This window comes from Pseudomonas sp. IT-P74, assembly GCF_949768175.1.
GTDB lineage: Bacteria > Pseudomonadota > Gammaproteobacteria > Pseudomonadales > Pseudomonadaceae > Aquipseudomonas.
In genome coordinates, this window is record NZ_CATKQD010000012.1 from 83,992 (window position 1) to 103,176 (window position 19,185).

The following is a 19,185-nucleotide window of genomic DNA, read 5'->3' on the forward strand; positions in this document are numbered from 1 at the left end:
GGTTTTGTGAACATGAGTGATAGCACTGTTACTCCGGCCGCTGGCGCACCAGCGGCCAAATCTCCCCTGCATTGGCCGACGCTGCTGATCGGGATTTGCCTGGTCGTTGGCGTGGCTGGCGGATTGGGGTGGTTCATGCACAAGCCCAGGGCCCCGGCGCCTGTGCTGGCCAGTGACAAACTGGGCATGAGCCGCTCGGATGGCCTGCTGGAAACCCATTCCCTGAGCCAGTTGCCCAAGGACTTGCTGGCGGTGCCGTTCCTCAAGGAAACCCTGACCGAAGATTTCGTCTTCTATTACGAAACCCACGCCGATCGCCTGGGGTTGATCGGCAGCTTGCGGCGGATCATCTACGAACATGACCTGAAACTGCAGGACAGCTTGATCGAGCAGTTGTTCGATCAACCGGCCGACGTAGCGTTGTGGCGCGGGGCGGATGGGCGGCTCAAGGATTTCCTGCTGGTAATGGATCGCGGCGGGCTGGCGAAGGTGCTGGAACCGCTGGCCAAAGTGGCGCTGGACGACTCACAGCTGAGCAAGGTCGCTGACGTGAAGGTCGGCACCGACGACGTGGCGCTCTATCAACTCAGTTACAACGCGAGCAAGGCGCTGCTGTTCGCGTCCCGTGGCGACAAACTGGTGGTGCTGTCCAATCCGGCGAAACTCTACGATCCGCAAAGTGGCGCAACGGAAGAGTCGGGCAGCGTGTCGACCACAGCCATTGCCGCGCTGCTCAACGGCGACAAACTGTTTCCCGAAGCCTTCGGCCTGCCGCCTCGTGCGCCAGAGGTGAAACAACGCCTGTCGGTGAATGCCAGCGTGCTGGCCATGGGTTACCAGCGTTTCATCCCGAACTTCGCCGGCCTGCGCTTCGAGATGGACGACAAGGGCTGGCACAGCTTCCTGGCCATGGATGAACTGGAGAATCAGTCGGATTTCGATTTCAAGCCGATCTGGCAAGCCATGCCCATGGGCGCCAGCGCTTGCGTGGCGTTGCCGCTGGCTGCCGAACAGCAGACACCGCTGCTGGTGAAACTCGGTGCCGAAGATAGCGTGGCACAAGCGTTGACCGAACACATGGCCGGCGCGGCGGGGCTCTGCTGGTACGCTGATTCGCGTCTGTACACGCCGTTGCTGGTGGCCGGTCTGAACGACGAGGATGGCGGCACGCTCGATGACGATCTGGGCAAGCTGTTCGGCTCGATGGTCGGCGCTTATGAAAGCAATGTCGCCGAGCACGCATTCCCGGTGGTGGAGAAACAGGAAGGGCAGAGCCATCAGTGGCAGCGGCAAGTCAGTTCCAGTTTCGGCCCGTACAAAGCCAAGGACGCCGAGAATCCGGAGGCGATCAGCGGCAAGGCGTTCATGCGTGTGAGCCTGGCGCGGCACGGTTCAACCTTGCTGTTTTCCCTCGATGACAAACTCGTCGATAAGGCCCTCGGCACCCTCGACAAACGCTTCCCGCCGATGGCCGACGTGGTGCCCAAGGACCTGCTGATGCCGGTCTATTTCGGCCCCGATTCCATGGCCCAACTGATGCAGCAGGAAACCCTCGACAGCCTGCCCCAGGACATGGAACCGGTGTTCTACAACGCCGCGCAAACCTACCTGATCCCGAAACTGCGCAAGCTCGGCGGCTACGGCAAATACGCCCTGACCTTGCCCGAAGGCAGCGAGCCGGACGGCCACTGGCAGTGGCTGCCGCTGGAGTGGAAAGCCCTGTGACGGCATTGATCCGAAGTCTCGGCCTGCTAGCCTTGTTGCTGAGCGCGGGTGCCCGGGCTGTCGAGGCGCCATCGCTCGATCCACAGCAATCCCAGGTGTTTCGCGCCTGGTTCGTGCGCATCGCCCAAGAGCAACTGAGCCAGGGCCCGAGCCCTCGTTGGTATCAGCAAGACTGCGCCGGACTGGTGCGCTTCGCCGCCAATGAAGCGCTGAAAGTCCATGACGACAAATGGCTGCGCAGCAATGGCCTGTCCAATCGTTACCTGCCGCCGGAGCTGCAACTGAGCGACGCCCAGCGCGGTCTTGCCCAGCAATGGCAGCAGGGCGGCGGCAAGGTCGGGCCATACGTCAATGCGATCAAATTGATCCAGTTCAACAGCCATCTGGTCAGCCGCGATGTGTCTCAGGCACGCCCTGGCGACCTGATGTTTTTCGATCAGGGCGACGACCAGCACCTGATGATCTGGATGGGCCGCTACATCGCCTATCACACCGGCACCAGCACACCCACCGACAACGGCATGCGTTCGGCAAGCCTGCAGCAACTCATGACATGGAAGGACACCCGATGGATACCCGACGCAGCCAACCCCAACTTCATCGGCGTCTATCGACTGAATTTTCTTTCCCAATGACCGGTGCCCGCATGCTGCGTTTTCTGTCTCTGATGTTGGTATTGGTGCTGCCGTTCTCGGCGGCTTGCGCCGAAGACTCGGTCCCGTCCAGCGGTTATGCGCCGATGGCCGGCGAGAGTTTTTTCCTGCTGGCCGACAGCAGTTTTGCCAGCGATGAACCGGCGATGGTGCGCCTCGAAGCGCCGGGTCGCGACTATCGCCGGTTTCGCATGGAACCCTACGGCGGCGCCGATATTCGTGTGTATCGCATCGACAAACCGCTGGATTTCCTCAAGCGCCAGAAGAACCTGCATCGAGTGGTCAGCAGTGGCCAGTTCAAGGGTGAAGGCCTGTCCAACACCCTCGCTTACCTGTGGGACAACTGGTATCGCAAATCCCGTCGGGTGATGCAGCGGGCGTTTTCCTACGAGTCGCGTAAACAAGTCACCGAGGAAGTGCCGGAACTGAAGATGGGTAACGCGATGGCCGCGCCAACGCCCTACGACGCGCAGCCGCAATTCGCACTGATACCGGGTTTGCCGGTAGTCAGCCAGTTCCGTTATCCGTTGTGGCAGGCCAAGCCGATCCAGCCACCAGCCGGGGTGAACCTGGCCGGGTCTTCCAGCGAGTTCGTCAGCGTCGCGCCGGGCAACGTCTACATCCCGTTGGGTAATCTCAAGCCGGGTCTGTATCTGGTGGAAGCGCTGATCGGCAAGTACCGCGCGACCACCATGGTGTTCGTCTCCAACACCGTGGCGGTGAGCAAGATCGCCGGTGACGAATTGCTGGTGTGGGCCGCGCGCAAACACGAAGGCAGTTCGGTGCCGAAGGTCAACGTGTTGTGGACCGATGGCCTCGGCGTCATGAGCAGCGGCGCCACCGACACCGACGGCTTGCTGCGCCTGAAACACGTCAGCCCCGAGCGTTCGTTCGTGATCGGCGAGGACGAAGAGGGCGGGGTGTTCGTCTCCGAGAATTTCTACTACGACAGCGAAATCTACGACACCAAACTCTATGCCTTCACCGACCGGCCGCTGTATCGGCCGGGGGATTGGGTGTCGCTGAAAATCGTCGGGCGTGAATTCAAGAACGCGCGGGACTCGGTGCAGCCAAGCGCGGCCGACGTCAATGTGACCGTGCTGGATGCGACGGGAACGGCACTGCAAAGTCTGGCGTTGAAACTCGATTCCAGGGCCGGCACCCAGGGCCGATTCCAGTTGCCCGATAACGCCGTGGCCGGTGGATATGAACTGCGTTTCAACTACAAGGATCAGGCCTACAGCAGCGCCTTTCGCGTCGCTGAATACATCAAGCCGCACTTCGAGATTTCGCTCAGTCTGGCCAAGCAGGATTACCGTACTGGCGAGCCGGTGAAGGGCAACCTGGTGCTGCTGTACCCGGACGGAAAACCGGTGGCCAATGCGAAATTGAGCCTGAGCCTGCGCGCCCAACAACTGTCGATGGTCGACAACGAACTGCAATACCTCGGGCAATTTCCGGTGGAGCTGACCAGCACCGAATTGACCACCGACGCCAAGGGCAACGCGTCCCTCGACTTGCCGGCAGCGGACAAACCGAGTCGCTACATGCTCACGGTGTTTGCCAGCGACGGTGCGGCGTATCGGGTCAAGACCACCAAGGAAATCCTCATCGATCGTGGCGCGGCGAATTTCCGCTTGAGCGCGCCTCAACGCTTCAGCGCGGTGGGTGACAAGGTTGCCTTCAGCTACGCCCGCGAAGGCGAGCAGGTCGACGCCGTTACGCCGGGCAGCTATGGCTGGGTGCGTTTGGAGGACCAGAGCACCGGCGAAGGCAAACTTGCGGCAACCGACAAGGGGTTCATCCTGGCCTTCGATCGGCCGGGCACCTACAACCTGACGCTCAAGGATGATCATGGCCGGGTGGTCGGCGCCACCGGCCATTCGGTTACCGGCGAAGGTGTCAAAGCCGTACCCGGCACCGTGGAAATCGTCCTCGACAAGTCCGAGTACATCGCAGGCGATGAAGCGCTGGCGCTGATCACTTTCCCCGAGCCAGTGAGCGATGCGCTGCTTTCTCTGGAGCGCGATAAGGTCGAAGCGACCGCGCTGCTGTCCAGGGGCGGCGACTGGCTGAAGATGGAAAAACTCAGCGATACCCAATACCGCGCGCGCATCCCGGTGAAGGACGGTTTCGCGCCGAACCTGACCTTCTCGGTGCTGTACACCAAGGGTGGCCAGTACAGTTTCCAGAACGCCGGCATCAAGGTGGTCACGCCACAGATCGACGTGGCCATCACCACGGATAAGGAAACCTATCAGCCGGGAGAAACCGTCTCGGTGGACCTGACCACCCAGTTCGCCGGCAAAGCGATTCCCGCGCACCTGACGGTCAGTGTGGTCGATGAAATGGTCTACGCCCTGCAACCGGAAGTCGCGCCGAGCATCGACCAGTTCTTCTATCACCCACGGCGCAATAATGTGCGCACCAGCGCCAGTTTGTCGTTCATCAGTTATGACGTCGCCTTGCCGGGCAGCCCCGGTGCGCCGGGCAAAGCCAATCGCAGTGAGCGCGGCGTGAAGGTGCTGGAGCGACCGCGTCGCGAGGACGTCGACACAGCGGCGTGGCAACCTGAGTTGCTGACCGATGCCAATGGCAAAACCCGCTTCACCTTCAAGATGCCCGACTCCCTGACCCGCTGGCGTATTACCGCCAGGGCCATTGCCGATGGCGGGCAGGTCGGGCAGAAGAAGCAATTCGTGCGCTCGGAAAAACCGCTGTACCTGAAGTGGAGCGGCCCGACTCGATTCCGCGCCGGCGACAAACCGGACCTTGGCGTATTTGCTTTTAGTCAGGCCGAGAAACCAGTCAAGGCCGAACTGGTGACCCGTTACGCGGGCAACGAACAGCGCATGCCTGTGACCCTGAACAGCGGCATCAACTACATCCCGTTGCCGGCCTTTGAGCTGGTCAATGGCGAGTGGAGCGCCGAGCTGGTGCAGGATGGCAAAGCCGCTGACGCCTTGGCGGTGCGCCTGAGCGCGACCGGTGAAGGCTGGCAGGTGACTCAAACCCAGAGCCTTGATGTGGCTGAGGGCGATACGCCGCTGACGCTGCCGACAGACGCCAGTGATATCCGCCTGCGCCTGGACGACAGTCCGCAAGCGTTGTTCCGTTCTGCACTCGACGATCTGTTGAGCTATCCCTACGGTGGCGTCGAGCAGACCGCCAGCCGCCTGCTGCCGTTGAGCATCGCCTACCCGGTGCTGGCGACGAATCCGCAGATCCGCGACAGCCTGCGCCTGATCATGCAAAACAGTCGCTTGCGCCTGGTGCAAATGGCCGGCCCTTCGGCGAGCTTCACCTGGTGGGGCATGGACGGCGAGCCGGATGCGTTCCTCACCGCCTACGCCTATTACGCCGACTGGCACGCCAGCCAGGTGCTGGAACTGAGCCTGCCGCCGGAACATTGGCAGCGGGTGCTGGAGGTCTACGCCAAGCAGGCGAAGAACACACCGCTGTTGCAGCGGGCGCTGATCCTGTCGTTCGCCAAACAGATGCAGTTACCGGTCAATACCTTGCTCGGTGGCTTGATGGACGACCTGGCGAAAGCGGGTGAGGGCACTGCCGCGAACTTGATGGAGAACGGCGAAGACAGCCTCGTCATGAGCGATCCGGATTCAGCCTTGGGGCTGGCTGCCGCGCGAGTGCTGACAGCATCGCTGGCCAGGCAGGTGAAGGTCGCTTTGCCGGACGCGTTCAATCGGCAACTGGCCGACGCGCAGCAACGTCTGGCGGTCAGTTCCCAGCCGTTTGCCGAAGCGCTGAACCTGTCGCTGCAACCCTTCGATCAGGCTCACGCCCAGGCCTTGCTGCAACGTTTGCTGCCACAGCAATCGACCCTGGAACGTGCGTTGGCGTTGACCTGGCTGCAACGCAGCATCGAGCAGGCATCGCCCACCATTGCGTTGGCGCCGGGTGAAGGCTGGAAGAAGCGGTACGGGGTTTCTGGTGAGATGTATTGGACGTGGCAGGGGCCTGCGCCAGTACCGGCGGTATTGACGCTGACCGGCGCGCAAGAGCGTCCGTTGCGCGCGGCATTGAGCTACCGCAGCCAACAGCCGGCGGTCGATCCGATGACCGTGACCATTACCCGTCGCCTGTCGCGACTGGCGCCGGGGGATGAGGCTTTCACCTTCAAACTCGAAGCGGTCGGCAACGCGCCGCTGTCCAGCGACAACCTCTATCTCGATGAAGTGATCGTCACCAGCAAAGCTGCCAAACCGTTGCGTTACGGCATGCTGGAGGTGCCGCTGCCACCGGGCGCCGATGTCGAGCGCACCACCTGGGGCATCAAGCTCATGGGCAAGGCCGGCACCGAACCGACATCGCTGGAAAAGGCGCGTTTCGAATCGGGACAAATGGCTTATGCCGTTCCGGTCGATGCCTTGAGTGGCGAGTTGCGCTTGCGGCACTTGGTGCGTTTCTCGCAAAAGGGGCAGTTCAACTTGCCGCCGGTGCGTTTCACTCAGGTTTATGCACCGCAGCATCAGGCGATGGAACAAAAGGCAGCCCTTGGCCAGGTCACGGTTCACTGACGTGCACAGGCTGCTGATAGGTGGGTTGCTGTGTTTGATCCCTGTGCTGGCAACGGCGCAGGACGAACCTTTGCGCCTGGCCTTCAAGGGCGATCTGTTGTCGCTCAGCCGAACGCAGGTGATCACCCGCGAGCCGTTGCCGCAGACCTTGCAGACGCCGCTGGGCAGTGTGTGGAAGTTGTTCGTCTACGCCTGGCTGGTGGACACCGGCGCGCGTGAGCCGGCTTATGAATGCCGCGGCCAGTCGAAGGAGGAAGTTTATTGCTGCACGGCGGGCGGCAAGATCGAGCGTGATCAGGCGTTGGTCAGGTCATGCGGTCTGTATTTCGAACCCGCGCGGCTGGGCATCGGCGATGCCGACTGGCGAGCCTATTGGCAGGTGCGACAGGCGCCGCAATGGTTACTGGATTTGCCTTCGTTGCAACCGGCTACCCGGGTTTCGGTGGCGGAATTATTGACGGTGTTGGCCGTGCTGCCGGCGCAAGGTCAAGCCCGGCGAGTGTTGCTCGATGTGGTGCTCAATGCCGCCGATGGCCAAGTCGTTGGCGAACTCGGAAGCCGCCTGCGGGTGAAGACCTGGAGCTGGTTGGCGGATCAGGACGCAACATCGCGACAGGGCGGGTTTGCCGGTTGGACAGCGGATGGTACACCGGTCTGGGCCGGCGGGCGCGGCACCAGTCAACGGGTTCTTCGAGATCACGCGCAGGCACTGTCTACGGTGACTCCTGTTGCATGGCCTGTGGATGCAGGGCAGTGCGTAGAGGTCGACCTGTTCTCCCGCTATCCACTTCGGCGCGTGCTGGCAGGGGACACCGCAGTTACTTCCGGGGCATTGCAGGGTGATTACCGTGTCGAATTCGCCAACGGCAATGTGCTGGATATTCACAGCGACGGCGAACTGTTTCTGCTGAACGACAAACTCGTGGCGCGTCTGGATCGCGAAGAATACGTTGCCCGTGTTCTCCAGCGCGAAGCCAGCGCCGAACCGGTCGAGGCCGCCAAAGCCCTGGCCGTGGCCATCCGCACGTACCTGCTGCAAAACGCCACGCGCAGCGGTGACTGCCTGAGCATCGATGACAGCAGCAGCCGTCAGCGGGTCGCACCGCGTCCGGCGTCGTCCGAGGCTCGCGACATCGCCGCCTGGACCAGCGACCTGGTGCTGGCCGGCAGCACCGTCACCTACCATTCCGATCAACCCGGCCCGGACAAACTGTCCTGGCAGCAAGCCGTCGAACAGGCCCGTGCCGGCCAGCGCTACGACGCCATCCTGCTGCACGCCTACCCACGCGCCAGTCTCAGTCGCTGGGACAACCCGGTCGCATCCTGCGAAGCGTTGCCCGCCGCGCACGAATGGCTGCAGAAACAACGGCGCGGTTGGCGCCAGAAACTTGAAAGCGAAACCGGCTACAACGAAGTCAGCACCTTCGCCGTGTGCCGCCTGGCCTTCGGCCGCCCCTATGTCGACCGCGAACGTCAGCGTATCTACGTGCGTGGCGCGCAGACACTGCAAGACCGCCTCGACCTGACCCACGAATACCTGCACCTGGCCTTCGAAGCACACCCTAATGGCCAGGATGAAACCTACATCGAAGGGCTCGCCCGCCACCTCTTGCTGGAATAGTCCATGAAACTCCGTTATCCACAGGTCTTGCTGTTGCTCTGCTCGCTGCTGGCGTTGCCGTCGGTGATGGCGGCTGACAGCGTAAAACTCGATACCCCCGCAGGCGGCTGGCGCACCGGCGCGCCCGAGGGCGAAGGGGAAAACTTCCGGCAGACCGTCAACTACCCGGCCTCGTCGGTGAATACCCCGGCAGGGCAGGCCAACACCGCGCGCATCAGCGGGCAGATCAAAGCCACAGCCAAATCCACAGAGCCCGGCCGTCTGATCGTCAACGGGGTCAGCATGCCGCTGAAAATCGACCCGGTTGGCCGCTTCGATCGTCCGTTCTCATTCCCCAACGGCAGCAACAGCGTCGAGGTTCGCAGCCCCGATGGCCAGCAACGTCAGCGCACGCAATTTCTCAACAGCAGCGGCGGTGCGACCCCGGCCAAATTGCGCGTTTTGTTGTCCTGGGACAGCGACAACACCGACCTCGACCTGCACCTGATCACCCCCGACGGCGCGCACATCTGGTACGGCGACCGCGTCACCCCCAACGGCGCCGCGCTCGACGTCGACGTCACCACCGGCTACGGCCCGGAAATCTTCGCCATGCCCGCACCGATCAAGGGGCAATATCTGGTGTATGTGAACTACTTCGGTGGCGGCTACAGCAGTGATGAAGAGGGGCAGGAAGACGCGGTGCAAGCGCTGACCACGGCGCAAGTGACGGTGATTACCGAGGAAGGCACGCCGAGCGAAAAGATGGAGACGTTCCTGGTGCCGATGCGTGCGGTGGGGGAGCTGACGCTGGTGAAGTCATTTAGTTATCCGTGAGGGATAAATGTGACAGCGGTGCTGACACAAATCGTTTTTTAGTTGTCGCAGCAGTGCTGCGACAATTCGATTTTGTCAGCAGCTAATTGACCAATTGTCGACAAGGCTATGGATTTAAGCAGTGTAAAGGCACTTTGCCTTTACCTGGCTCTGTGTGCTGGATATTGTGATATCCATCAAATTCCAGGCAGGCCGCTGTTTCCCAAGGATGGCATCTGGCGCACCGAAGTATCGGCAGCGTTCCTTTAAAGCCCTTCTTGTCGCGGCTAGCTGAAGCTGAGCATGGGTTTATCGTGCCCAGAAACCTCAATTGGCAGATGCCCCAAAAAAATTAGCGGTGATTGACGTGAACTCAGGCCCTGAATCATTGGCTATCCAACGATATCAACTTGTTCAGCAATGGATACTGGAATTGGTCCCGGCAGACGGGACTGCTGTCGGCAACAAAACACTCCGTGACAGGATTGACCGTCGAGCTGAGCTTCGGAGTTTTTCCATTTCTGAGGAAGAGTACTGGAACCTTCGCGACGAGCTCATTATCCAGGGTCTACTCAACAAAGGGGCTGGTCGTGGCGGATCGGTTTATCGGTTCGATACAGAGGCCAAGAAACATTCGAAGTCCGTTGAACCTCAGCCGCTTACCGATTGGGATGATCTTGATACACCTCCAAGCGAAATACCGGATAGCCTGGAAAAACTGAGAAGCAGGCTTCTTGACCTCAGTGCCCGCAACCGTCTGCTAAATTTTTCACACGCACGCTCCAAGCGGTTCGTACGGATCATTGATGAACTGCCTGACCACTTGTTCGAGTCTCTGGCAGACGAAAAAGCTATGCGGTTTGCTGCCGTACCTGAGCCAACGGAAAGGCAGCTTCTTACCCATGGTTTTTTAAAGCTGGACGAGAAGACTGGTGCAGTCGTCGAGTTAAAGAAACAACCTACAGCGGAGGTTTGGGCACAGATACTTGGTATGGCGACCAGCTATGAGCTGCCGCGCGCCCCTGAAAGCGGACAACCCGCCAAGCACTCTGACGATGCGATTCAGACACTTTATTACCCCGCTGAGATGGAGTCGCGGTTACAGGTTTTGTATACCCAATCGCGATCAGCCCTTGAAGAGACGGGGGCGAACATTCTTTATCTTGCGCTCGGGTTTCTGGAGTGGGATGAGTCAGTCGCGGGGAAAGACAGCACCCGTCTCGCGCCCCTGATGTTGGTGCCAGTGAACCTGGAGAAAGGCAAGCTCAACCCTCAAACCGCGACTTTCGAATACCGCGTTCATCCTACTGGCGAAGACATTCTTACCAACCTGTCATTGCGAGAAAAGCTTCGTGTCGATTTTGGAATCGCGCTCCCACGCATAACCGACGACAGCACGCCGGAGGAGTATTTCGAGCGTATTGTCGAAACGGTGCTGGAGGTCAAACCTGACTGGAAGGTTCATCGCTTCGCTTCGCTTGGCTTGTTCGAATTTGGTAAGTTGATGATGTATCTCGACCTTGATCCCGGTCGTTGGAAAGACCAATCGTTACTGGATCATGGCCTGGTCAAACGGCTTACAGGGATGGACGGCTTACCGGCCGACTCGTCAGGAAAGCAAGGCGCTTTTTGTGTCGAGCATTCAATTGACGATATCGACCAGGTGCATCTGCAGTTTCCTCTGATCGATGATGCTGATAGCTCACAGCACAGTGCCTTGATAGATGTCATTCGCGGTGATGATCTTGTGATCGAGGGCCCACCAGGCACGGGTAAGTCTCAGACCATCACCAACATGATTGCAGCCGCGCTTGCCCAAGGTAAAAAAGTATTGTTCGTTGCCGAAAAGCGTGCGGCGCTTGAGGTGGTCAAGACCCGACTGACGAGAGCAGGGCTGGGCGATTTTTGTCTGGAGTTGCACAGCCACAAGAGTCAAAAAAGCGCTGTTGTCGATAGCATTCGTCAGCGGATTCAGAACAGTGGCGGCTATCGCTCGCCCAAGCAGTTGTCGGATCTGATCGCCAACTATGAGCGATTGAAGCAGCAACTCAATAAGCACGTACATCACTTGCATGCCCAGTTCGAAGAGTCGGGTATGAGCATTCACGAAGTGCTAATGCAAGCAACTCGATTGCGTGAAGCATTGTCGATTAAACCTGCGGATTTCCATCCGCAGTCAGAAGTGCGAATCGATAAAGGGCATCTGCAAGAACAGGCCGGCTTCTATGCACACATCTATCGCAAGACGGCTGAAGAAGCTGGCCACGCTGGAAAGCTTGAGACGCACCCATGGTTTGGTAGCACCAAAACTCGCGTGACGGGCGCTGAGCGTTCTGCACTTCTAGAGAGTCTTTCTCTTGCTAAGAAGGCACTGAATCGTCTTGCCGCTATTCGACCTCAATTAGCGGAACAGTTGCAGGTGGCCGTTCTTAAAACCTACGACCCAGATCAGCTAAGAGGTTTGGCCGCTTCAATTCCGGTGCTTGCGTTACCTAAAGGTGACGAGGATTGGGATCTGTTGGGGCGACTGGATATCGAGTCTTGCGAGGCATTAAAGCTCTGGCTGCAAGGTATGGACTCCTTGTTGGACGAGCAAGTTGTCCTGGCTCGATCGCTGCGCGCTGATGTCATTGGCTCTGGCCAAGCGATAGCTTCAATCAAAAAATCCTGCACGGCCATTCGTTTACATAACGGCGATGAGGGCCTGTCCCTAAATGCTTTGCTCGATGTGATCGAAGAGGCTGAGGAGTTACTGGAGCTGGCACCGCGCGCCCAAATACTGATCAGGCTGTTATCGGAAGAGTCTGCGGTTCAGGGTTTGCGAAGCGATTTTGTCGGTATTGAGCAAGTGGTGTTATTTCTGCAAATGCTCGCGGCGATGCCCGAGGATTTGGCACCTCTTCGCCACAAACGCTTCGAAGATGAGAGCTTGGACGAGTTGGTCGCAGAGCTGGATAGCGACATTCCGGCCATCAAACAGTTGCAGGAGCAGGCAGCGAATCATTTCACACTGGATCGATTGCCCACCCATACGCGGCTCGAAGATTTGAGCCGGGTTCTGGCGGACAAATCACTGTTCCGTTGGTTCAAGGGGCAATGGCGCTCTGCGAAGGCCGAAATTCTGACGATGGCGCGACCAGGGCTCAAGCTGAATCAGCTTCTGGTGAACTTGCCAGATGTCATCGCTTATCTGAAAAAATACAATCAACTCAATGAAAGCAAAGTGTTCGCCGAAAAGCTGGGTGAGCACTTCAAAGGGCTTGATACTCCCATCGATGCGCTCAAGCGTATTCGGGGGTGGTACAAGCTCCTGCGGGCCGAATGCGGACGAGGATTTGGTGCAAAGGTTTGGATCGCGGAGTACCTGCTCAAGGCCGATAGCGAGTATCTGGTCAAAGTTGCGACTGATAGTGCGCAGCTTGAACCTTACTTGCTGGATGTTCTGGATCATCGGCTGAATCTGGAAGAGCTGTTACCTTTTGACAGTCATGATTTGCGTTCAGAAGACTTGCTCTCCTCAGAGGGTTTATATGCTCGCTTGATCAAGGACGTTGGAACTGCGCTGCGTTCTTTGCTACCCGTAATCAGCGAAGAGCAGCCGACCATGGGGCAAATGCTTCAGCTGATTCAGTCGGTGGAAAGTTGGCAGGCCCGCTCGGCAGCCTTGCAGAACGACTCTGTACTACAAACGTGCTTGCAAGGTGAAGAGCTTCCTCGGATAGACAATCTTTCCGCGGCACGACCTCGTTTGACGAGTTGGCGGCATACCGTTGCCTTCGTTCAGCCCATTCTGGCATTGCCGATTCGAGATATTCTCATTCCGCAATTGACCGCATGCACGTCAAAAGAAGCCGAGTCCCTAATTCTTCATTGGCATCAACACGCTAAAACGCTCGCGCTCGCTGTTGAGACTTGGGAACAGTCGATCGCATCATTCTTCCACAGTGCTGCAGTTATTGCTGGTCAATGGTGGCAGTCCATTGAGAAACAAGATTTCGAGCCAATGGCTGGCCGTCTGGCCTGGGCAGCTCAAAATCCTGATTTGCTCGACCATTGGTTCGAGTACCGTCGCTTGCGATTGCATCTGGTTGAGTTGGGGTTTGAGACAGTCATCGAAGCAATCGAGACGCAAAAACTGGAGTCTGAGCGCTGCGTCGATGCCTGCCTGCTAGGACTTCTTGATAGCTGGGCATTGAAAGTCCTTGAGCTAGATCCCGCCCTGGGCCAGTTTTCGGGCAAAGAGCAAGAGGCCATCCGTGCTCGTTTTGCAGAAATCGATGAGCAGCTCAAGCGTCTTCAGCGCGAACAGGTTTCTTCACGTATCAGTCAAAACAATATCCCTGTCGGAAATAGCCATGGAGCGGTTAGAGACTTCACTCAATTGGCCCTACTGCAGCGTGAGGCCGAGAAAAAGACACGCCATGTACCGATCCGTAGCTTGATGAATCGTGCAGCTGAAGCCCTGCAGGGCCTCAAGCCCTGCTTCATGATGTCACCAATGGCCGTCGCTCAATATTTGCCAGCAGGGCACGTCGACTTCGATTTGATTGTGATGGACGAAGCTTCTCAAATGCGCCCGGAAGAAGCATTGGGGAGCATCGCCCGGGGCAAGCAGCTAGTGGTCGTGGGAGACCCGAAACAGCTGCCACCTACGAACTTCTTCTCCCGCAATGGCGGCGATTCGGATACCGACGAAACCGATGCTTCGTTAGCTGAGGACTCGGAAAGCATTTTGGAAGCTGCCATGCCGCTGTTCAAACTGCGCCGACTGCGTTGGCACTACCGTTCTCGCCACGAGAGCCTGATCGCCTTCTCCAACAAAGCCTTCTATGAAAGCAATCTGGTGGTGTACCCGTCACCGCACCGTGAGTCCGCAGAGTTCGGCGTCAAGTTTGTCAGAGTGCCGCGCGGGCGTTTTGTCGAACAGCGCAACCTGGAAGAGGCAGAAGTTGTCGCGAAAGCCATTGAACACCACGTTATTCATCGTCCTGATGAATCGCTGGGTGTAGTGGCTATGAACGTCAAACAGGCTGACCAGATCGAGCGGATGCTTGAGCATCTGGCTAAACAGAGCCCGCAGCTACAAGTCGCGCTGGATCGTAATCAAAGTCAGGACGAGCCGTTGTTCATCAAGAACCTGGAAAATGTCCAGGGTGATGAGCGGGATGTTATTTACATCTCCGGGACCTACGGTCCTATGGAGGTGGGTGGTAGCGTTCCTCAACGTTTCGGCCCCATCAACGGTGCCAGCGGATGGCGGCGTTTGAACGTGCTCTATACCCGTTCGAAGAAACGTATGCAGGTTTTCTCCTCGTTTGGTTCGACCGATGTCCTGGTTACCGGAACCTCCAGCAGAGGCGTGCAGGCACTGCGCGACTTTCTGCACTTCGCCGAGTCTGGCCGGATGCCTCACATCAAAGAAAATGATCGAGCCCCGGACAGTGACTTCGAGGTAGCGGTCATTGAGATGTTGGCGCGCCATGGCTATCAGTGCGAGCCCCAGGTCGGCGTGGCTGGTTTCTTCATCGATCTGGCCGTCCGTGATCCTGGACAACCTGGCCGCTACCTGATGGGGATCGAGTGCGACGGAGCTGCGTACCATTCGGCAAAGTCGGCGCGTGACCGTGATCGCTTACGCCAAAGCGTGTTGGAGCAATTGGGCTGGAATATTCGCCGCATTTGGTCGGTGGACTGGTTCCGTAATGCGCGCGTGCAGATCGAGCCGATTCTTCAGGAACTTGCGCGGTTGCGAACCGAGCCGGTTGAGGAAATTAAGGAGATAAACTCGGAATCTGAAGAAGTTTCGATCCAACAAGTGGCCGATGAGCAGAGCGAACACGCTGAGCGAATTACCCTTGAAGGTAATTTCAGCCTGCGAGAGAAGTTGATTTGGTTGGAGGAAAACGTAATTCGGCCGAACTTGCCAGAAATCCCAGCTAATCAACGGTTGTTGAGGCCTGCGATGTTGGAGGCACTGCTTGAGTTCCTTCCAGCCGACCGCGTTGAATTTCAGCAAATGATTCCTGGCTATTTGCGTAACGGCACCCACGGCGCAGAGGGGCGATATATCGACGATGTATTGCTTGTGATTGGTGAGCAGTGATTGACAGGCTGTTGAAAAACCATATCAAGGAACAGTGATGGGATTTTATATTCGCAAAAGTGTCAGGGTCGGACCGTTTCGTTTCAATTTGTCCCAGCAGGGTGTGGGCGTGTCGGTGGGGATGAAAGGCCTGCGCATCGGCACTGGGCCGCGCGGAAATTATGTTCATATGGGACGAGGAGGCGTGTACTACCGCGCTACCGTAGCTAAGTTGCGTGATGAGTCTCCGGTTTTACCCCGGGATGAGCATGGGGTAATACCCGAGGGGACTCACGCACCTTTAGTTGAGATCGAGTCTGCGAACGCGTCGGAAATTGTAGATTCATCTTCACGAGATTTGCTTGAAGAAATGAGCGCAAAACAGGCACGTAAGCGACTTTGGCCGTGGATTGGTGCTTTGGGGATCGTTATTGTCTTTCTTACTATGGGTAATGGTTTGCCCGGTTGGGTTGTGGGGGGAGCATTTATCCTTGGCTTAGTCCTGACGATTGCCGCCGCGGTTCGGGATTCGATTGCAAAGACAGTAGTGCTTTTTTACGACTTTGACGCCGACATGGAGGAGGCTTACGAGGCGTTGCACAGTAGCGGTCAGCGGGTTTCCACAGCGGATGTGGCATGGCATATCGAGGCCGAGGGTGCCGTTTATGATCGTAAGTATCATGCTGGCGCAAGCAATCTTGTGCGTCGGAAAAAAACCACTATCGCCCGGTCTTCGCCACCCTATGTAAAGACCAATATCGAAACAATTTCCGTGGTTGTTGGGCGGCAGACACTGCATTTCTTCCCTGATCGTGTGCTGGTTTATGACGAGAAAGGTGTGGGTTCGGTTAGCTATCGAGAGCTGCAGTTGCAGGTTAATGCGACACGGTTCATTGAGAGCGCTTCGCCTCCCAGGGACGCCACGGTAGTCGACAGGACATGGCAGTTTGTTAACAAGAAGGGCGGACCTGATCGTAGATTCAAAAACAATCGCGAACTCCCTATTTGTCTTTACGACGAGTTGAAACTATCTAGCGAGACAGGCCTGAATGAGGTTGTGCAAGTTTCACGAAGCGGTGTTGGAGAGGCATTTGCCAAGGCTATTTTCAATCTTGCACGAGTGATGCCAACTGAACGGAAGTCTGATAAGACCGAGCCATGTTAGTAGACGCAAGAGCATCTCTATCATGGCCGGCTGTTACCGGGCAGCATAGAAAGTGACACTCCTTAACGGGCAGTCATTTCAGGTCTGAAGCTACTGGAGGTAAGGCGTTTGATTGCGATGTCGAGCGCTTGATTGTCAAACAGTTTGCTTTTGCGAGCCGCGGCACCCGCTCCACCATCCCAATGTTTCAATGCATCGTGCACTGCAGGAACAGTCGGTGGTACCCCTTCCTGACTCAGCAGCCAGTCCACTGTAGCGAGCAGTTCCATACCAAAAGGTGATTCAAAGCCATCGATCAATTCGGCGGTACGCTCCAAGGCATCGGAGTACTCTTTGGCCTCTGTATTGAGATAGGTCTGCAGGAAGGTCTTGCGCTCTTGATCAAACCAAATCACATCACTGATGCCTGCATCGCTAATACGTTTATCGCAATGCAGGTAGCTGCCATCAAGGTTGTTGAGCAGGTGCTCCAATCGATTGGCATACGGTCCATATTTATGAGCCACAAACTTTAGGTTCAACGGGTTCTCAGTTCCCGGCAACCTCTCTATTGCTCGCTCCAAGAACCAAGCCAGCTTCTGAATCTCGAGCAGACTACATTCCATGCCTAGAATCCAGTAGCGTCTAACTAATTCTGCAATGAGCGCACGAGCAGGCGTGAGCTTTTCTACACCGCTACGTTTAGCGACATTCAAATATTGATTTGAAGGTTCGAATACCAATACATCGACATCCAGATCACTCAAAACATCAACGATCTGTTCCCGGACGTCAGGCCACTTCAATCCCCCATTACCCGCGCCTAGCGGTGGGACTGCTACAGACTTCACATGGTTTTCGATCAAGAAACGACGTAAGTCATGCAAACCTTCCGTCACCCACTCCATCTGCGAAGGAGATCGCCAATGACGTTTGGTAGGGAAGTTGACGATCCAGCGAGGGCCGTCCAGCTCATTAACTGCAGTGACGTGGACCTTACCGGTAACGACTTCACCTGCTTTGCAAGCCGCCGCGTACAGACGGTAGTTCTCCGCAAAGCGCTCCTTGAACATCAGTGCGATGCCTTTGCCCATGACACCCACAGTATTCACTGTGTTGACGAGGGCTTCGGTCCTGGCTTCCAGCAGGTTGCCTTGGGTAAATCGGATCATTGGAAGTACCATCCCGGACGTGCATGAACGGAAAGGGCCAAGCCTCTGGCGGCCACCTCTTGTTCTATGCGTTCTTTCATTGCATCGGTGTAGCACATGATGCCCAGGAGTCCTGTAATCGGTAGATGATTGTGAACCAGCGCTTCGGCCTGATAACGCTCCATTTTTCGAGGGTCATCAGGGTCGCGTTTGAAGTCGCGCCGTTGAAGGATCGGCCAATCGATTTCGCCCAGACGCGCCAGATCGCTGTAATAGTCTGTCCAATCCGGATAGGCATGTGCATTTGTGAAGACAAACGGTAAGCCTAGCTCTTCAACGCGATAAAGGCTGGAGACGAGAATCACGATTTCGTCATTATTGCGCTGCTGAACACTCCGTCCGGACTGAATGTTTTTCATCATCACAGAGAAGGGCGTGAAATAGAAGGGCACGTAGTCGGCTAGAACCCCTTCTGGAGCAATAGGCACACGGCGGGTTCGGCGCTTGTCGATCAAGTCGACGTTGCCGATATTCACGTACTGCGGTGCCTGAACATCCGAGTTTGCGCAATGCAGACCGTTGTCCAGAATCCAGGGCAGGTTATCGCGATGGACGATACGCCAAATCAGAGCTTTCCCTGGATTCAGTCTGCTGTAATTCATTGATAAAACATTCTCTGATTCACGCCGATGAGTACAGTAACACCGGCTTCGCGCATTTTAGTCGCGCAGAGTGCTTCCACCTCTGCATCAGGAGTGAAAACTTTGAAGAAGGTATCTGGTTTAACAACACCCGGCGCAAGGCATTCCGCCATGCAGATGCTTTTGCAATGAGGATCCTGATACTCGCGTGTGCTCATGACTTCCCACTCGATGGCTTCGAAACCCTCGTCGTAATCCAATAATTGGATCGAATCACTGGCCAGTGGGTGGCGTGGAATGATTTTCCAGCCGTTTTGTTTAGCAACGGTTCGATAAACCGAGATCAGAACGAATTTGGAGCCAGGTCTGCTGCGTTGCACGCTTCCATCAAATGGATTTGCAGCAAACCAGTGAAAGGGCACATAGCGGTCAAGCTCAAGGGCTTGTCGCTTTTTCAGGATTTCACCGTCTGCCACGTCTTTGAAGGCAGCGAGATCAGCGCGAGGCTTCAAGCCTTCCTTGAAAATGCCACTCAGGTTTTCTACCGAGGTCAGGTGGTACAGAAGCTTTTGATCCTTGATGTTTTTGACGTCCGGCATATTCAGTCTCCTTGACCTCTGCGTTTGTCTGGCTCAGCCCTGAGCCCTCTCCGTTTCAACAATGATCACTCTGGGCGAGAGATTTAGTGTGCCACTATTTTGCCTTTGCGAGTTGAGCTCAATGTACAGAAAACGACTCTTCACTCCTCATCAAAATAATCGCGATCTAGCGCAGGCAGCCGCAACAACCGCGACGTAACACCGACCTCATAATCCATCATCAGATGTACCAGACG

10 protein-coding genes and 1 pseudogene are annotated in these 19,185 nt (G+C 57.0%); 7 read left to right on the forward strand and 4 right to left on the reverse strand.

Going from position 1 to position 19,185, the window contains the following annotated elements; translation table 11 throughout:
* Nucleotides 1-12: 12 nt before the first annotated feature.
* The 7 genes from ACM6J5_RS11900 (at nucleotide 13) to ACM6J5_RS11930 (ending at nucleotide 16,579) form a co-directional block, all read left to right on the forward strand.
* Nucleotides 13-1,725, forward strand: coding sequence for a DUF2138 domain-containing protein (locus tag ACM6J5_RS11900; RefSeq protein ID WP_414928562.1), 1,713 nt, complete (start codon nucleotides 13-15; stop codon nucleotides 1,723-1,725).
* Nucleotides 1,722-2,360: a DUF1175 domain-containing protein gene (locus ACM6J5_RS11905; RefSeq protein ID WP_057713137.1), complete on the forward strand. Its 639-nt coding sequence runs from the start codon at nucleotides 1,722-1,724 to the stop codon at nucleotides 2,358-2,360. The genes ACM6J5_RS11900 and ACM6J5_RS11905 overlap by 4 nt, the downstream gene beginning before the upstream one ends.
* A complete protein-coding gene (locus ACM6J5_RS11910; RefSeq protein WP_414928563.1) occupies nucleotides 2,357-6,916 on the forward strand; it encodes an alpha-2-macroglobulin family protein in 4,560 nt (1,519 codons plus the stop codon). The genes ACM6J5_RS11905 and ACM6J5_RS11910 overlap by 4 nt, the downstream gene beginning before the upstream one ends.
* On the forward strand, nucleotides 6,894-8,537 hold the full coding sequence (locus ACM6J5_RS11915) for a DUF2300 domain-containing protein (protein ID WP_371918207.1): 1,644 nt from the start codon (nucleotides 6,894-6,896) through the stop codon (nucleotides 8,535-8,537). Before ACM6J5_RS11910 ends, ACM6J5_RS11915 begins: the two co-directional genes overlap by 23 nt.
* Nucleotides 8,538-8,540: 3 nt before the next feature.
* Nucleotides 8,541-9,353: a YfaP family protein gene (locus ACM6J5_RS11920; RefSeq protein ID WP_414928564.1), complete on the forward strand. Its 813-nt coding sequence runs from the start codon at nucleotides 8,541-8,543 to the stop codon at nucleotides 9,351-9,353.
* Nucleotides 9,354-9,663: 310 nt separating this feature from the next.
* A complete protein-coding gene (gene hhe, locus ACM6J5_RS11925) occupies nucleotides 9,664-15,435 on the forward strand; it encodes a DUF4011 domain-containing anti-phage protein Hhe (RefSeq protein ID WP_256588929.1) in 5,772 nt (1,923 codons plus the stop codon).
* 37 nt (nucleotides 15,436-15,472) lie between these two features.
* The gene (locus ACM6J5_RS11930) at nucleotides 15,473-16,579 is read left to right on the forward strand and encodes a DUF4236 domain-containing protein (RefSeq protein ID WP_095941954.1); all 1,107 of its coding nucleotides are present in this window, start codon (nucleotides 15,473-15,475) and stop codon (nucleotides 16,577-16,579) included.
* A 62-nt stretch (nucleotides 16,580-16,641) separates the two neighbouring features.
* Here the strand turns inward: ACM6J5_RS11930 and ACM6J5_RS11935 are convergent, their stop codons facing one another.
* The 4 genes and pseudogenes from ACM6J5_RS11935 to ACM6J5_RS11950 form a co-directional block, all read right to left on the reverse strand.
* The gene (locus ACM6J5_RS11935) at nucleotides 16,642-17,730 is read right to left on the reverse strand and encodes a macro domain-containing protein (RefSeq protein ID WP_095941955.1); all 1,089 of its coding nucleotides are present in this window, start codon (nucleotides 17,728-17,730) and stop codon (nucleotides 16,642-16,644) included.
* Nucleotides 17,727-18,371, reverse strand: a complete 645-nt coding sequence (locus tag ACM6J5_RS11940) for a DUF4433 domain-containing protein (protein WP_095941956.1) — start codon at nucleotides 18,369-18,371, stop codon at nucleotides 17,727-17,729. Before ACM6J5_RS11940 ends, ACM6J5_RS11935 begins: the two co-directional genes overlap by 4 nt.
* Nucleotides 18,368-18,949, reverse strand: coding sequence for a DarT ssDNA thymidine ADP-ribosyltransferase family protein (locus ACM6J5_RS11945; RefSeq protein ID WP_095941957.1), 582 nt, complete (start codon nucleotides 18,947-18,949; stop codon nucleotides 18,368-18,370). Before ACM6J5_RS11945 ends, ACM6J5_RS11940 begins: the two co-directional genes overlap by 4 nt.
* A 140-nt stretch (nucleotides 18,950-19,089) precedes the next feature.
* Nucleotides 19,090-19,185, reverse strand: a pseudogene (locus ACM6J5_RS11950) (restriction endonuclease); the annotation flags it as partial.

Excerpts from the sequence above, each read along its gene's own strand:
- ACM6J5_RS11900 (WP_414928562.1), top strand. The coding sequence starts at position 13 with ATGAGTGATAGCACTGTTACTCCGGCCGCTGGCGCACCAGCGGCCAAA.
- ACM6J5_RS11910 (WP_414928563.1), top strand. The coding sequence starts at position 2,357 with ATGACCGGTGCCCGCATGCTGCGTTTTCTGTCTCTGATGTTGGTATTG.
- ACM6J5_RS11920 (WP_414928564.1), top strand. The coding sequence starts at position 8,541 with ATGAAACTCCGTTATCCACAGGTCTTGCTGTTGCTCTGCTCGCTGCTG.
- ACM6J5_RS11930 (WP_095941954.1), top strand. The coding sequence starts at position 15,473 with ATGGGATTTTATATTCGCAAAAGTGTCAGGGTCGGACCGTTTCGTTTC.
- ACM6J5_RS11935 (WP_095941955.1), bottom strand. The coding sequence starts at position 17,730 with ATGATCCGATTTACCCAAGGCAACCTGCTGGAAGCCAGGACCGAAGCC.
- ACM6J5_RS11940 (WP_095941956.1), bottom strand. The coding sequence starts at position 18,371 with ATGAATTACAGCAGACTGAATCCAGGGAAAGCTCTGATTTGGCGTATC.
- ACM6J5_RS11945 (WP_095941957.1), bottom strand. The coding sequence starts at position 18,949 with ATGCCGGACGTCAAAAACATCAAGGATCAAAAGCTTCTGTACCACCTG.